This is a genomic window from Pseudomonas saliphila, from assembly GCF_008638345.1.
Lineage (GTDB): Bacteria > Pseudomonadota > Gammaproteobacteria > Pseudomonadales > Pseudomonadaceae > Halopseudomonas > Halopseudomonas saliphila.
In genome coordinates this window covers 1-15,398 of sequence record NZ_VTVA01000032.1, presented here as the reverse complement: position 1 = coordinate 15,398, position 15,398 = coordinate 1, and the positions used below count along the sequence as shown (strand labels likewise).

The following is a 15,398-nucleotide window of genomic DNA, read 5'->3' as shown; positions in this document are numbered from 1 at the left end:
GTGGTTTTGCCATGGTCAACGTGACCGATGGTGCCCACGTTCAGGTGCGGTTTCTTACGTTCAAATTTCTCTTTAGCCACGGTTCATAACCTCTGTAATTAGCTTAGGTGCAAGTTAGCCTTGCTTCTTGATGATTGCTTCGGCGATGTTATTTGGGGCCTCGGCGTACTTCGAAAACTCCATGGAGTAGCTCGCACGTCCCTGGGACATGGAACGAACATCCGTGGCGTAGCCGAACATCTCACCAAGCGGAACCTCAGCGCGGATAACCTTACCGGAAGGGGAATCTTCCATACCCTGTACGAGACCGCGACGACGGTTCAGGTCGCCCATTACGTCACCCATGTAATCTTCCGGGGTGACAACTTCCACTTTCATGATCGGCTCGAGCAGAACCGCACCACCCTTCTGGGCCAATTGCTTGGTCGCCATGGATGCTGCGACCTTGAACGCCATCTCGTTCGAGTCGACGTCATGATAGGAGCCATCAAACAGGGTCGCTTTCAGGTTGAGCAACGGATAGCCGGCAAGGATACCGTTTTTCATCTGCTCTTCGATGCCCTTGTTCACCGCAGGGATATATTCGCGCGGAACAGAGCCACCCACTGTTTCGTTGACGAAAATCAGCTTATCGCCTGCCTCGTCGGACGGTTCGAAGCGGATCCATACGTGACCATACTGACCACGACCACCCGACTGGCGCACGAATTTGCCTTCGATCTCGCACTTGTTGCGAATCGCTTCACGGTAAGCAACCTGCGGCTTACCGATATTGGCATCCACATTGAACTCTCGGCGCATACGATCAACCAGAATGTCCAGGTGCAGCTCACCCATACCACCGATGATGGTCTGACCGGATTCTTCGTCGGTGCGAACACGGAACGAAGGATCTTCCTGGGCAAGCTTGCCCAGAGCAATACCCATTTTTTCCTGGTCAGCCTTGGTCTTCGGCTCGACAGCCACATGAATCACTGGCTCGGGAAAGTCCATGCGCTCAAGAACAATCGGCTTCTCTTGGTTGCACAAGGTGTCACCCGTAGTGACGTCCTTCATGCCGATCAATGCAGCGATATCGCCCGCCCGCACTTCCTTGATCTCTTCCCGGTTGTTGGCCTGCATCTGAACCATACGCCCGACGCGCTCTTTCTTGCCCTTGACCGAGTTCAACACGGAGTCGCCCGAACTGAGGACACCCGAGTACACCCGTATGAAGGTCAATGTACCAACGAAGGGATCGGTTGCAATCTTGAACGCTAGCGCAGCGAAAGGCTCCGCGTCATCAGAATGGCGAACGTCGGTCTTCTCGTCATCATCAGGATGCACGCCACGAATGGCGACAACCTCATCAGGTGCCGGCAAATAATCGATCACAGCGTCGAGAACCAGAGGCACACCTTTGTTCTTGAAGGAGGAACCGCAGACAGCCGGAACGATTTCGCCCGCCAGAGTACGCTGACGCAGTCCAGCTTTGATCTCATCCTCAGTCAGCTCACCGCCTTCCAAGTACTTGTTCATCAGCTCTTCGTTGGCTTCAGCGGCAGCTTCAACCATCTGCTCACGATACTTCTTAGCGTCTTCAAGCATCTCGGCGGGAACGTCTTCCTCGCGCTTGGTCAAGCCCATGTCGTCTTCGTTCCAGTAGATCGCCTTCATACGAAGCAGATCGATCTGGCCAGCGAAGTTTTCTTCCGAACCGATAGCAAGCTGAATCGCCACAGGCGTGTGACCCAGACGTTTCTTGATCTGCTCAACGACACGCAGGAAATTGGCACCCTGACGGTCCATCTTGTTCACGTAAACGATACGCGGAACGCCGTACTTGTTCGCTTGACGCCATACGGTTTCGGACTGGGGCTCCACGCCGGACGTGCCGCAGAACACAACGACTGCACCGTCAAGAACACGCAAGGAACGCTCAACCTCGATGGTGAAGTCTACGTGACCAGGGGTGTCGATGACGTTTACGCGGTGTTTCTGGTATTGCTTTTCGGAACCCTGCCAGAAGGCGGTTACAGCTGCGGAAGTAATGGTGATTCCGCGCTCCTGTTCCTGCGCCATCCAGTCCATGGTCGCCGCACCATCATGAACCTCACCCATTTTGTGGTTCACGCCGGTGTAAAACAGAATCCGTTCCGTAGTGGTGGTCTTACCCGCATCGACGTGCGCGCAGATACCGATGTTGCGATAGAGATTAAGCGGTGTTGTACGAGCCACGATATTCTCCTGAGTCGTTTAGAAGCGGTAGTGAGAGAAGGCCTTGTTGGCTTCAGCCATACGGTGCACGTCTTCACGCTTCTTGACCGCAGAACCTTTGCCTTCAGAGGCATCGACCAGCTCACCGGCCAGGCGCAGGGCCATGGATTTTTCGCCACGCTTCCGAGCAGCATCGACCAACCAGCGCATCGCCAAAGCGTTACGACGGGAGGGACGCACCTCAACCGGAACCTGGTAGGTAGCACCACCTACGCGACGGGATTTAACTTCAACCAAAGGAGCGATGGCATCAAGTGCCCGCTCGAACAGGTCGACTGGATCATCGGTCTTGGTGCGTTCCTTGACCTTGTCCAGTGCGCCATACACGATGCGCTCAGCGACAGCTTTCTTGCCGCTTTCCATTACGTGGTTCATGAATTTCGCGAGAATCTGGCTGCCGTACTTAGGTTCTGGCAGGATCTCACGTTTTGCCGCTACACGACGTCTTGGCATGATAAGCCCTCAAAACGGTCTTCAGGTTAGCCCGGGATCATAACGTTAGCGTTACACCCGACCTTACTCTTATCGACTCAGGATAAATGAAATCAAAAATTACTTGGGACGCTTGGTGCCGTACTTGGAACGGCCCTGACGACGATCCTTGACACCCGAGGTGTCCAGCGAACCGCGAACGGTGTGGTAACGCACACCCGGCAAGTCTTTTACGCGACCGCCGCGAATCAGTACGACACTGTGTTCCTGAAGGTTGTGACCTTCACCACCGATGTACGAAGAAACTTCGAAACCGTTGGTCAAACGGACACGGCAGACCTTACGCAGAGCCGAGTTCGGCTTCTTCGGGGTGGTGGTATATACGCGAGTACATACTCCACGACGCTGCGGACAGTTCTGCAGCGCTGGCACGTCGCTTTTTTCAGCAACGCGCTTGCGCGGCTTGCGAACCAGCTGGTTGATTGTTGCCATCTAGCAAAACTCCACTGATGTCTCTGGGACATATTTAATAAAAAATGGCAGGGCAAGGTGCCCCGCCAATTTTAGGGGTACGGAATTCTATAGAGCGCACCCCTGATCGTCAAGGTCCCGGCACACGAGGCACCGGGACGCTTGTCAGTTGCCGCTCGAGTTCAACGCATCAGAAAGTGCCTGCTCAACATCACTCGCACTGACCGTGGTCGGTTTGCCAGCCAGCTTCTGACGCTTGCGCTCAGCGTGATAAGCCAGACCGGTACCCGCCGGAATGAGACGACCGACCACTACGTTTTCCTTCAGACCGCGCAGATGATCGCGCTTGCCAGTGACGGCAGCCTCGGTCAATACGCGGGTTGTCTCCTGGAACGAAGCCGCCGAAATAAACGATTCGGTCGACAGCGAGGCCTTGGTAATACCCAGCAGAAGACGAGAATACTTGGCCGGGAACTTGTCCTGGGCAGCCAACCCTTCGTTCGCTTCCAGCACCTGGGTCAGCTCGACCGAGTCGCCTTTGATAAAGTTGGAATCGCCGGATTCAGTGATCTCAACTTTGCGCAGCATCTGACGAATGGTCACTTCGATGTGCTTATCGTTGATCTTTACACCCTGCAGGCGGTACACGTCCTGGATTTCGTTGACGATGTACTTGGCCAGCGCACTAACACCCAGCAGACGCAGGATATCGTGCGGGTTGCTCGGACCATCGGAAATGACTTCGCCCTTGGTAACCTGCTCACCTTCGAACACGTTCAGGTGGCGCCACTTCGGAATCAGCTCCTCATATGGATCAGAGCCGTCGGTAGGTGTAATCACCAGACGACGCTTGCCCTTGGTTTCCTTGCCGAACGAAATCGTGCCGCTGATTTCGGCCAGGATCGAGGGCTCCTTCGGACGACGAGCCTCGAACAGGTCGGCAACGCGCGGCAGACCACCGGTGATGTCACGGGTCTTGGAGGTTTCCTGCGGGATACGTGCAACAACGTCGCCCACGTTCACTTTGACACCGTCGGTCAGGTTGACCAGCGCATTCGGCGGCAGGAAGTACTGCGCCGGTACGTCGGTGCCAGGCAGCATCAGCTCCTTGCCGTTCTCGTCAACCAACTTGATGGTCGGACGGATGTCCTTGCCGGAAGCTGGACGATCTTTTGGATCCATTATTTCAATATTGGTCAGACCGGTCAGTTCATCTGTCTGGCGCTTGATCGTGATGTTCTCATCCATGCCGAAGAAGGCAACGGTACCGTCGATCTCCGTGACGATGGGGTGAGTGTGCGGATCCCACTTGGCAACGATACGGCCGGCCTCAACCTTGTCGCCTTCCTTGATGCTGATGAAGGCACCGTAGGGCAGCTTGTAGCGCTCGCGCTCGCGGCCGTACTCATCCGCCACCGCCAGCTCACCCGAACGAGACACAGCCACCAGCACGCCGTCAGCACGCTCTACGTGCTTCAGGTTGTGCAGACGAATCGTACCGCCATTCTTCACCTGGACGCTGTCCGCAGCGGAGGTCCGGCTCGCGGCGCCACCGATGTGGAAGGTACGCATGGTCAGCTGGGTGCCCGGCTCACCGATCGACTGGGCTGCGATAACACCTACCGCTTCACCAATATTGATCAGATGGCCACGCGCCAGATCGCGACCGTAACAGGTGCGGCATACGCCATAACGTGTTTCACAGGCGATCGGTGAGCGCACGATAACTTCATCGACGCTGTTCTGCTCGAGGAACTCGACCCACTGCTCATCGATCAAGGTACCCGCAGGCACGATGGTTTCTTCGCTGCCCGGACGCACCACGTCGCGGGCAATGGTACGACCCAGGACGCGCTCACCCAGCGGCTCAACAATGTCACCACCTTCGATGTGCGGCGCCATATACAGCCCCTGATCGGTACCGCAATCAGTCTCGGTAATGACCAGATCCTGGGCAACGTCAACCAGACGACGCGTCAGATAACCGGAGTTAGCTGTCTTCAGTGCGGTATCCGCCAGACCCTTACGGGCACCGTGAGTAGAGATGAAGTACTGGAGTACGTTCAAGCCCTCACGGAAGTTCGCGGTGATCGGCGTCTCGATGATCGAGCCATCTGGCTTCGCCATCAGACCACGCATACCGGCCAGCTGACGGATCTGCGCCGGGGAACCCCGGGCACCGGAGTCAGCCATCATGTACATCGAGTTGAACGATTCCTGCTCGACTTCATCACCGTGGCGATCAATAACCTTCGACGTCTTGAGGTTATCCATCATGGCCTTGGAAATTTCATCGTTGGCCTTGGACCACAAGTCGATGACCTTGTTGTACTTCTCGCCCTGGGTTACCAGACCGGAAGCATACTGATCTTCGATTTCTTTAACTTCGTCGGTTGCCTCGTCGATGATCCGCGCCTTCTCGTCTGGAATGACAAAGTCATTCACACCGATAGAGGTACCGGAAATTGTCGAATAAGCGAAACCGGTGTACATCAACTGGTCAGCAAAAATGACCGTTTCCTTCAGACCAACAATCCGGTAGCACTGGTTGATCAGTTTGGATATGGCCTTCTTCTTCAACGGCTGATCACACAGTTCGAACGGAAGGCCTTTGGGCAGAATCTGGAACAGCAGCGCACGACCCACCGTGGTGTCCACAATGCGCGTCTCGGTCGTCCAGGATTCATCCTTGTGCTTGATAGTCTCGGTTATACGCACCTTGACCATGGCGTGTAGTTCAACCTGACCGCTGCGATACGCCATCTCAACTTCGTTGACGTCAGCAAAGCGCATGTTTTCGCCCTTCGCGTTGATGCGCGAGCGGGTCATGTAGTACAAGCCCAGTACCACGTCCTGTGACGGCACGATGATCGGTTCGCCACTGGCCGGAGACAGAATGTTGTTGGTCGACATCATCAGTGCGCGCGCTTCCAGCTGAGCCTCAAGGGTCAGCGGTACGTGCACAGCCATCTGGTCACCGTCGAAGTCGGCGTTGTAAGCAGCACAGACCAGCGGGTGCAGCTGGATAGCCTTGCCTTCGATCAAAACCGGCTCGAATGCCTGGATACCCAGACGGTGCAGCGTCGGCGCACGGTTCAGCAGCACTGGGTGTTCGCGAATCACTTCAGCGAGAATATCCCAGACTTCAGGGAGCTCGCGCTCAACCATCTTCTTTGCAGCCTTGATGGTTGTCGCCAGACCACGGTGTTCCAGCTTGCCGAAGATGAACGGCTTGAACAGCTCGAGGGCCATTTTCTTCGGTAGACCGCACTGATGCAGACGCAGAGTCGGACCTACCACGATCACAGAGCGACCGGAGTAATCCACGCGCTTACCGAGCAGGTTCTGACGGAAACGACCCTGCTTACCCTTGATCATGTCGGCCAGTGACTTCAGCGGACGCTTGTTGGTGCCCGTGATAGCTCGACCGCGACGGCCGTTATCCAGTAGCGCATCAACAGATTCCTGCAACATGCGTTTTTCGTTGCGCACGATGATATCCGGCGCAGACAAGTCGAGCAGACGCTTGAGGCGGTTGTTACGGTTGATTACGCGGCGATACAGGTCGTTCAGATCGGAGGTCGCGAATCGGCCGCCATCCAGAGGCACCAGCGGACGCAGATCCGGTGGCAGTACTGGCAGAACGGTCAACACCATCCACTCGGGCTTGTTACCCGAACCGTCGAACGCTTCCATCAGCTTCAGCCGCTTGGACAGCTTCTTGATCTTGGTCTCGGAGGTGGTCTGCGGGATTTCCTCGCGTAGACGAGCAATCTCGTGCGGCAGATCCATCGCGGTCAACAGCTGGTAGACCGCTTCTGCACCCATGCGGGCATCGAAGTCATCGCCAAATTCTTCGAGCGCTTCAAAGTACTGCTCGTCGTTCAGCAACTGCCCTTTTTCAAGGGTGGTCATGCCCGGCTCGATCACCACGTAGCTCTCGAAATAGAGCACGCGCTCGATATCACGCAGGGTCATATCCAGCAGTAAACCGATCCGGGACGGAAGCGATTTAAGGAACCAGATATGCGCAACCGGCGATGCCAGCTCGATGTGCCCCATGCGCTCGCGACGCACTTTAGCTAATGCGACTTCAACGCCACACTTTTCGCAAATCACACCACGATGCTTGAGCCGCTTGTACTTACCGCACAGGCACTCGTAGTCCTTGACTGGGCCAAAGATCTTGGCGCAGAAAAGGCCGTCACGCTCAGGCTTGAACGTACGGTAGTTGATGGTTTCCGGCTTTTTCACTTCGCCGTACGACCAGGACCGGATCATCTCCGGTGATGCCAAGCCGATCCGGATCGAATCGAACTCTTCAATCTGTCCCTGGGACTTGAGCAGGTTCAGTAAGTCTTTCAAGGCCTATACTCCTCGCAGTGTCTCAAGGGCGGAGGACTTCTCCGCCCGAGACGTGGGCAACCGGGTTACTCGGTATCCAGTTCCATGTCGATGCCGAGTGAACGAATTTCTTTGACCAATACGTTGAAGGACTCGGGCATACCCGGCTCCATGCGGTGGTCACCGTCCACGATGTTTTTGTACATCTTGGTACGGCCGTTCACGTCGTCAGACTTAACAGTCAGCATTTCCTGCAAGGTGTAGGCGGCGCCATAGGCTTCCAGCGCCCACACTTCCATCTCACCGAAACGCTGACCACCGAACTGGGCCTTACCACCCAACGGTTGCTGTGTTACCAGACTGTAAGACCCGGTAGAACGCGCGTGCATCTTGTCGTCGACCAGGTGGTTCAGCTTAAGCATGTACATATAGCCAACAGTGACCGGACGATCAAAAGTATTACCCGTCCGTCCGTCGTACAGCTTCATCTGACCCGAATCTGGCAGATCAGCCAGTCGTAACATCGTCTTCACTTCGTGCTCTTTGGCACCGTCAAACACGGCGGTAGCCATTGGCACACCCTGGCGAAGGTTATTGGCCAGATCCAGAATCTCTTGGTCGGTCAATGAATCGAGGTCTTCGTTACGTCCGCCAACCTGGTTGTAGATCTCGTCGAGGAACTTGCGCAGATCAGCGACCTTGCGCTGCTCTTCAAGCATCAGGTTGATCTTGTCGCCCAGACCCTTGGCTGCCAAGCCTAGGTGGGTTTCCAGGATCTGCCCAACGTTCATCCGCGACGGTACGCCCAGCGGGTTCAGTACGATATCGACTGGCGTGCCGTTTGCGTCGTGGGGCATGTCCTCGATCGGCATGATCACGGAGATAACACCCTTGTTACCGTGACGACCAGCCATCTTGTCACCCGGCTGGATGCGACGCTTGATTGCCAGATAGACCTTGACGATCTTGAGTACGCCCGGTGCCAGGTCATCGCCCTGCTGCAGCTTGCGCTTCTTGTCTTCGAACTTGTCGTCGAGCAACTTGCGACGGTCAGTCAGATAGGCCTGAGCCCGCTCCAACTGCTCGTTCAGGCTGTCCTCGGTCATGCGCAACTTGAACCACTGGCCGCGTTCGATACCGTCGAGGATCTCATCGTTAAGCGTCGTGCCCTTCTTGAGGCCAGAGCCGCCTTCAACAGATTGACCATTCAGCGCAGAACGCAGACGCTCAAAAGTTGCGATTTCGACGATGCGGAACTCTTCCTGCAGATCCTTGCGGATCTCATCGAGCTGTTCTTTCTCGATAGCCAGCGCCCGCGTGTCGCGCTCAACGCCATCACGTATGAACACCTGAACATCGATGACCGTACCCTTGGTACCAGTCGGGACGCGCAGAGAGGTGTCCTTAACATCGGACGCCTTCTCACCGAAAATGGCTCGCAAAAGCTTCTCTTCAGGCGTCAGCTGGGTCTCACCTTTTGGCGTGACCTTACCGACCAGGATATCGCCAGGACCGACTTCCGCGCCGACATACACGATGCCGGCTTCGTCCAGCTTGCCTAGCGCAGCCTCACCGACGTTCGGGATGTCGGAGGTGATTTCTTCCGGCCCAAGCTTGGTATCACGTGATACGCAGGTCAGTTCCTGAATGTGGATAGTGGTAAAGCGATCCTCCTGGACCACCCGCTCGGAAACCAGAATGGAATCCTCGAAGTTGTATCCGTTCCAGGGCATGAACGCTACGCGCATGTTCTGACCCAGCGCCAACTCACCCATATCAACAGAGGAGCCGTCGGCGAGAATGTCCTTGCTTGCGACCAGATCGCCTTTCTTCACCAGAGGACGCTGGTTGATACAGGTGTTCTGGTTGGAACGGGTGTACTTGGTCAGTGCATAGATATCAACACCGGCTTCGCCCGCCTCGATCTCGTCTTCGGAAACCCGGACGACAATACGGCTGGCATCGACAGAGTCAATTACACCGCCGCGACGTGCGGTTACACATACGCCGGAGTCGCGTGCAACGTTGCGCTCCATGCCGGTGCCCACGAGGGGTTTTTCGGCGCGTAGCGTCGGTACCGCCTGACGCTGCATGTTCGAGCCCATCAAGGCACGGTTGGCATCGTCGTGCTCCAGGAACGGGATCAGCGACGCAGCCACCGATACAACCTGACGCGGCGACACGTCCATCAGGGTCACCTCGTTAGGTGTCTTGACGGTGAACTCGTTCATGTGCCGAACCGCTACCAGATCGTCGGTCAGTTGACCGTCTTCGACCTTGGCGCTGGCCTGGGCAATAACGTGATCGCCTTCTTCGATAGCCGAGAGGAAAACGATCTCGTCAGTTACTTTGGCATCACGCACACGACGGAATGGGCTTTCCAGGAAACCGTACTGGTTGGTACGCGCATAGGTCGCCAGCGAGTTGATCAGACCGATGTTCGGGCCTTCTGGGGTTTCGATCGGACATACACGCCCGTAGTGCGTCGGGTGTACGTCACGTACTTCGAAGCCTGCACGCTCACGGGTCAGACCACCCGGCCCAAGAGCCGATACACGACGCTTGTGGGTAATCTCCGACAGCGGATTGTTCTGGTCCATGAACTGGGACAGCTGGCTGGAACCGAAGAATTCCTTGACCGCTGCAGCGACTGGCTTGGCGTTGATCAGGTCCTGAGGCATCAGGCCTTCACTTTCTGCCATGGACAGACGCTCTTTGACCGCACGCTCGACACGAACCAGACCCACACGGAACTGGTTTTCTGCCATCTCGCCGACGGAACGGATACGACGGTTACCCAGGTGATCGATATCATCGACCACGCCTTTGCCGTTACGGATCCCCACCAATGTCTTGAGAACTTCGATGATGTCTTCTTTGCTCAGTACGCCCGGACCTTCAATCTCGTCCCGGCCAATACGGCGGTTGAACTTCATACGACCAACTGCAGACAGATCATAACGATCGCTGCTGAAGAACAGATTACCGAACAACGTCTCAGCGGCGTCTTTTGTTGGCGGCTCGCCGGGACGCATCATCCGATAGATCTCTACCAGCGCTTCGAGCTGACTGGTCGTGTTATCGATACGCAGCGTGTCAGAGATGAAGGGCCCACAATCGATATCGTTGGTGTACAACGTCTCAATGCGCGCTACCTGTCCTTTAGCCAGATTGCTGATGACCTCCGGCGTCACTTCTGTGTTGCACTCGACCAGGATTTCTCCGGTCGACGGATGCACGATGGTCTTGGCGATGGTTCGGCCGATAATATAATCGAACGGTACGGAGAGACTGGTAATGCCCGCCTTCTCCAGCTGATTGATATGACGTGCAGTAACGCGACGCCCTTTCTCGACTATTACCTTGCCTTTCTCATCCTGGATATCGAAGGTCGCGATTTCGCCGCGCAGGCGCTGTGGAACCAGCTCCAGGCGCAGTTCTTCACCCTCAACATCGAAGACGTTGGTCTCGTAAAAAATATCCAGCAATTCGTCAGTCTGATAACCCAACGCACGCAGCAGGACAGTCGCGGGCAGCTTACGACGGCGGTCGATACGTACAAATACCGCGTCCTTGGGGTCAAATTCGAAGTCCAGCCACGAGCCGCGGTAAGGAATCACGCGGGCAGAGTACAGCAGCTTGCCGGAACTGTGCGTCTTGCCACGATCGTGGTCGAAGAACACACCCGGGCTACGATGTAGCTGGGAAACGATGACACGCTCGGTACCGTTGATTACAAAGGTGCCGTTCTCAGTCATCACAGGGATTTCCCCCATGTAGACTTCTTGTTCCTTGATGTCCTTGATCGCCTTGTTTGACGATTCACGATCAAAGATGATCAGACGTACTTTCACGCGCAGCGGGACCGCATAGGTCACCCCACGAAGTACGCACTCCTTGACATCGAAAGCCGGGTCACCCAACCGGTAACCGACATATTCGAGCGCCGCATTACCGGAATAGCTGATAATGGGGAAGACAGATTTGAAGGCCGCGTGCAGACCGATGTCACGGACATTCTCTTTCGCCGTACCGGATTGCAGGAATTCCCGATAGGAATCCAGCTGAATCGCCAGTAGGTAAGGGACATCCATGACATGCGGCAGCTTGCCAAAGTCCTTGCGGATACGTTTTTTCTCAGTATATGAGTAAGCCATCAGCGTTCCCCAGCGTGGTCACCTGCTTGATTGGCTAGCCCTGACGGGATAGCCTGAAAATGCGTGCAAGCCCTAAGTCTTGCTCACTCGCCTGGAGTGGCTCCGCCTGCGGCATCGAAGCCGGTCAGAACGGAAAAAGGCCGGTGGCACACGGGCCACCAGCCATCAATCTGATTCAGTAAATCAGACTGTCGACGCAAGGTCGCGCAAGCTTACTTGAGCTCAACCTTGGCGCCGGCATCTTCCAGAGTCTTCTGAGCAGCCTCAGCTTCGTCCTTGGATACGCCTTCCTTGATCGCGCCAGGAGCGTTATCAACCAGTGCCTTCGCTTCTTTCAGGCCAAGACCTGTCAGTTCACGAACGGCCTTGATGACGTTGACTTTCTTCTCACCGGCTTCGAGCAGCATTACGTTGAACTCGGTCTGCTCTTCAACAGCAGCCGGACCGGCAGCTGGGCCAGCGGCGGCAGCTGATGCTGCAGAAACACCGAACTTCTCTTCCATAGCGGAGATCAGTTCGACAACCTGCATGACGGACATTTCGGATACTGCGCTGATGATATCTTCGTTAGTAAGAGCCATGACTCTAATTTCCTGTATTGGGGGATGGCTTTCAGGCCATCAAAACGTATAAATCGACTGGCAAGCCCGAGCACGCATCAAGCGGCTTCGGCTTCGCCTTCTTTCTGATCGCGAACAGCTGCCAGAGTACGAACGAACTTGCTGGTAGCGCCTTGAATAACGCTCATCAAGCGGCTGATAGCCTCGTCGTAGGTTGGCAGTGTGGCCAGAATGTCGATTTGTTCAGCTGCAAGGAAGTTGCCTTCAAACGCTGCGGCCTTGATCTGGAACTTGTCCTGACTCTTTGCGAACTCCTTGAACATGCGAGCAGCAGCGCCCGGATGTTCGTTGGAGAATGCGATCAAAGTCGGACCGACAAAGACGTCGTTCAGGCACTCGTACTGAGTACCTGCGACGGCACGACGCACCAGCGAATTACGTACAACACGTACGTAAACTCCGGATGCGCGAGCTTCTTTGCGCAGACCAGTCATGGCAGCAACGCTTACGCCGCGGGCATCAGCCACAACGGCAGACAGCGCAACTTGGGCAGCTTCGTTGACTTCAGCGACGATGGCCTTCTTGTCTTCGAGCTTAATTGCCACGGGTTTCACTCCTGGATTTACCATTTGCCACTCTTGCGAGCAGCCTGTTTTGGTGTCTGATCCAGCCTGCACTGAATCGGGAGCACCATCTGCGTAGGCCCGAAAAAACTTCGGTTTAAGGCTCGCACCGCCTACGGTCTTGGATAGCCCCCACTACGCAGGGACCCCAATAGGTGACACGCCGCAATGCGACGTGCCGTTAAATCAGATTTCCAGAGATGCGTGGTCGATCTGTACGCCCGGACCCATGGTGGTGCTCAGGGAGACACGCTTCAGATATACACCCTTGGAGGTGGACGGCTTGGCCTTCTTCAGGTCAGCCAGCAACGCTTCAACGTTTTCCTTCAGCTTGATCGCATCGAAACCGACCTTGCCGATGGAGCAATGAATGATGCCGTTCTTATCAGTACGATAACGAACCTGACCAGCCTTGGCGTTCTTGACAGCCGTGCCGACATCAGCGGCGACCGTACCCACTTTCGGGTTTGGCATCAGACCACGCGGACCAAGCAGCTGGCCCAGCTGACCAACAACACGCATAGCATCTGGTGATGCGATAACGACGTCGAAATCCAGGTTACCGGCTTTCATGTCGGCTGCCAGATCATCCATGCCGACCTTGTCTGCACCAGCGGCCAGCGCGGCTTCGGCGTTAGCGCCCTGGGTGAACACAGCAACGCGAACGGTCTTGCCAGTACCATGGGGAAGCAGTGTCGCGCCACGGACTACCTGGTCGGATTTACGCGGATCAACACCCAGGTTGACCGATACGTCGAACGACTCAACGAACTTGACGCTGGAAACATCAGCCAGCAGGGTGGCGGCGTCTTCAAAGTTATAAACCTTGTTGGACTCAACCTTCTCGGCAATAGCCTTCTGACGCTTAGTCAACTTAGCCATTTACACACCCTCCACGGTAAGGCCCATGCTACGGGCAGAACCTGCGATGGTGCGAACAGCGGCATCGAGGTCAGCAGCAGTCAGGTCGGCTTGCTTGGTATTGGCAATCTCTTCCAGCTGGGCGCGCGTGACGGTGCCAACCTTCTGAGTGTTAGGACGTGCAGAACCGCTTTTCACGCCTGCCGCCTTCAGCAGCAGTACAGCTGCCGGAGTACTTTTGGTCTCGAACGTAAAGCTGCGGTCGCTATATACGGTAATGATCACTGGAGTCGGCAGACCGGCCTCTTGGCCTTGGGTCTTGGCGTTGAACGCCTTGCAGAACTCCATGATATTCACACCGTGCTGACCCAACGCCGGACCTACCGGTGGACTTGGGTTAGCTTGACCGGCTTTGACTTGCAGCTTGATGTAAGCTTGAATCTTCTTCGCCATGTTTCTTCTCCAAAGGGTGATAGCGCCTAACGGCTCCCCAATTAACTATATTCCCCACTGACAACAAAACCCCGCAACGCCAAAAGCGTTGCAGGGTTCAGGGGACGTGAGAATTCAGCCCTTTTCGACCTGACTGAATTCCAGCTCCACCGGCGTGGGGCGACCAAAAATGAGGACAGCCACCTGAACCCGGCTCTTCTCATAATTAACTTCTTCAACAACACCGTTGAAATCGGCGAAGGGACCGTCGGTCACTCGCACAACCTCACCCGGCTCAAACAATGTCTTGGGCTTCGGCTTGTCAGTACCTTCGGATACACGGCGCAGGATTGCCTCAGCTTCACGATCAGTAATCGCAGCGGGCTTATCAGCGGTTCCGCCGATGAAGCCTAATACGCGAGAGGTATCCTTAACCAGGTGCCAGGTGCCTTCGTTCATTTCCATTTGAACGAGCACGTAGCCAGGGAAGAATTTACGCTCACTCTTACGTTTCTGGCCATTGCGCATCTCAACCACTTCTTCAGTGGGTACCAGAATCTCGCCGAATTGGTCTTCCATTCCAGCCAGCTTCACACGCTCATGCAATGAGCGCATGACATGCTTTTCATATCCCGAATAGGCATGCACGACGTACCAACGCTTAGACACGGATCACCTTTAACCAATAAACTGAGAAATGATCCAACCCAGAAGGGTATCTAGACCCCACAGGATCAGCGCCATCACCAACACAACCGCCACAACAATCAGCGTTGTCTGCGTAGTTTCGGGACGGGTTGGCCATACGACTTTGCGAATTTCGATGCGCGCTTCTTTTACCAGCGCCCAGAAGGACTTGCCTCTGGCCGTTTGCAAGGCAACAAACCCAGCAACCAACCCCAGCACTACCAACGCTACAGCACGATACAAGACAGGTTCTGCGGCAAAATAATGATTACCATAAACCCCAGCGAGGACCACTATGGCCACAACGATCCACTTGACTACATCTAAGCGATCATCGTGAAGCTCTGCTTTGGTGCTCATGAATCATCAAATCCTGTCTTGTTAGCCAAAGCCAGATGAAATCTGGCAGGCCAGGAGGGAATCGAACCCCCAACCTGCGGTTTTGGAGACCGCCGCTCTGCCAATTGAGCTACTGGCCTGTAATCGCAGTCGAGCCGGCAATAGTACCGACTCAACAGTTCAAGATCAATTGCTAATTAAGCAATAATCTTAGCAACCACACCGGCACCAACGGT

General features: G+C 55.5%; 11 protein-coding genes, 1 tRNA gene and 1 pseudogene. All 13 read right to left on the bottom strand.

From position 1 onward, the window contains the following. Positions 1-80 (bottom strand): annotated as a pseudogene (locus FHK95_RS20155) (GTP-binding protein); the annotation flags it as partial. A gap of 34 nt (positions 81-114) precedes the next feature. Beyond that, a complete protein-coding gene (gene fusA, locus FHK95_RS19510; protein ID WP_150306308.1) occupies positions 115-2,217 on the bottom strand; it encodes an elongation factor G in 2,103 nt (700 codons plus the stop codon). A gap of 18 nt (positions 2,218-2,235) precedes the next feature. Further along, on the bottom strand, positions 2,236-2,709 hold the full coding sequence (gene rpsG / locus FHK95_RS19505; RefSeq protein ID WP_150306307.1) for a 30S ribosomal protein S7: 474 nt from the start codon (positions 2,707-2,709) through the stop codon (positions 2,236-2,238). A 99-nt stretch (positions 2,710-2,808) separates the two neighbouring features. Next, complete coding sequence (rpsL, locus tag FHK95_RS19500; protein WP_150306306.1) at positions 2,809-3,180, bottom strand: 30S ribosomal protein S12; 372 nt, start codon at positions 3,178-3,180, stop codon at positions 2,809-2,811. Positions 3,181-3,324: 144 nt separating this feature from the next. Then, a complete protein-coding gene (gene rpoC / locus FHK95_RS19495; RefSeq protein WP_150306305.1) occupies positions 3,325-7,524 on the bottom strand; it encodes a DNA-directed RNA polymerase subunit beta' in 4,200 nt (1,399 codons plus the stop codon). 65 nt (positions 7,525-7,589) lie between these two features. Beyond that, positions 7,590-11,660 carry a DNA-directed RNA polymerase subunit beta gene (gene rpoB / locus FHK95_RS19490; protein WP_150306304.1) on the bottom strand — a complete coding sequence of 1,357 codons (4,071 nt, stop codon included), beginning with the start codon at positions 11,658-11,660 and terminating at the stop codon, positions 7,590-7,592. Between the two features lie 212 nt (positions 11,661-11,872). After that, a complete protein-coding gene (gene rplL, locus FHK95_RS19485; protein WP_150306303.1) occupies positions 11,873-12,241 on the bottom strand; it encodes a 50S ribosomal protein L7/L12 in 369 nt (122 codons plus the stop codon). A 77-nt stretch (positions 12,242-12,318) separates the two neighbouring features. Then, entirely contained in the window at positions 12,319-12,825 is a 507-nt protein-coding gene (rplJ, locus tag FHK95_RS19480; RefSeq protein ID WP_150306302.1) for a 50S ribosomal protein L10, read from the bottom strand. Between the two features lie 204 nt (positions 12,826-13,029). Next, complete coding sequence (gene rplA, locus FHK95_RS19475) at positions 13,030-13,725, bottom strand: 50S ribosomal protein L1 (RefSeq protein ID WP_150306301.1); 696 nt, start codon at positions 13,723-13,725, stop codon at positions 13,030-13,032. Then, positions 13,726-14,157 carry a 50S ribosomal protein L11 gene (gene rplK, locus FHK95_RS19470; protein WP_150306300.1) on the bottom strand — a complete coding sequence of 144 codons (432 nt, stop codon included), beginning with the start codon at positions 14,155-14,157 and terminating at the stop codon, positions 13,726-13,728. Positions 14,158-14,271: 114 nt separating this feature from the next. Then, positions 14,272-14,805: a transcription termination/antitermination protein NusG gene (gene nusG, locus FHK95_RS19465; RefSeq protein WP_150306299.1), complete on the bottom strand. Its 534-nt coding sequence runs from the start codon at positions 14,803-14,805 to the stop codon at positions 14,272-14,274. Positions 14,806-14,814: 9 nt separating this feature from the next. Further along, positions 14,815-15,183: a preprotein translocase subunit SecE gene (gene secE / locus FHK95_RS19460; protein WP_150306298.1), complete on the bottom strand. Its 369-nt coding sequence runs from the start codon at positions 15,181-15,183 to the stop codon at positions 14,815-14,817. Positions 15,184-15,226: 43 nt separating this feature from the next. After that, positions 15,227-15,302: transfer RNA gene (locus tag FHK95_RS19455), tRNA-Trp, on the bottom strand. Between the last annotated feature and the right edge of the window lie 96 nt (positions 15,303-15,398).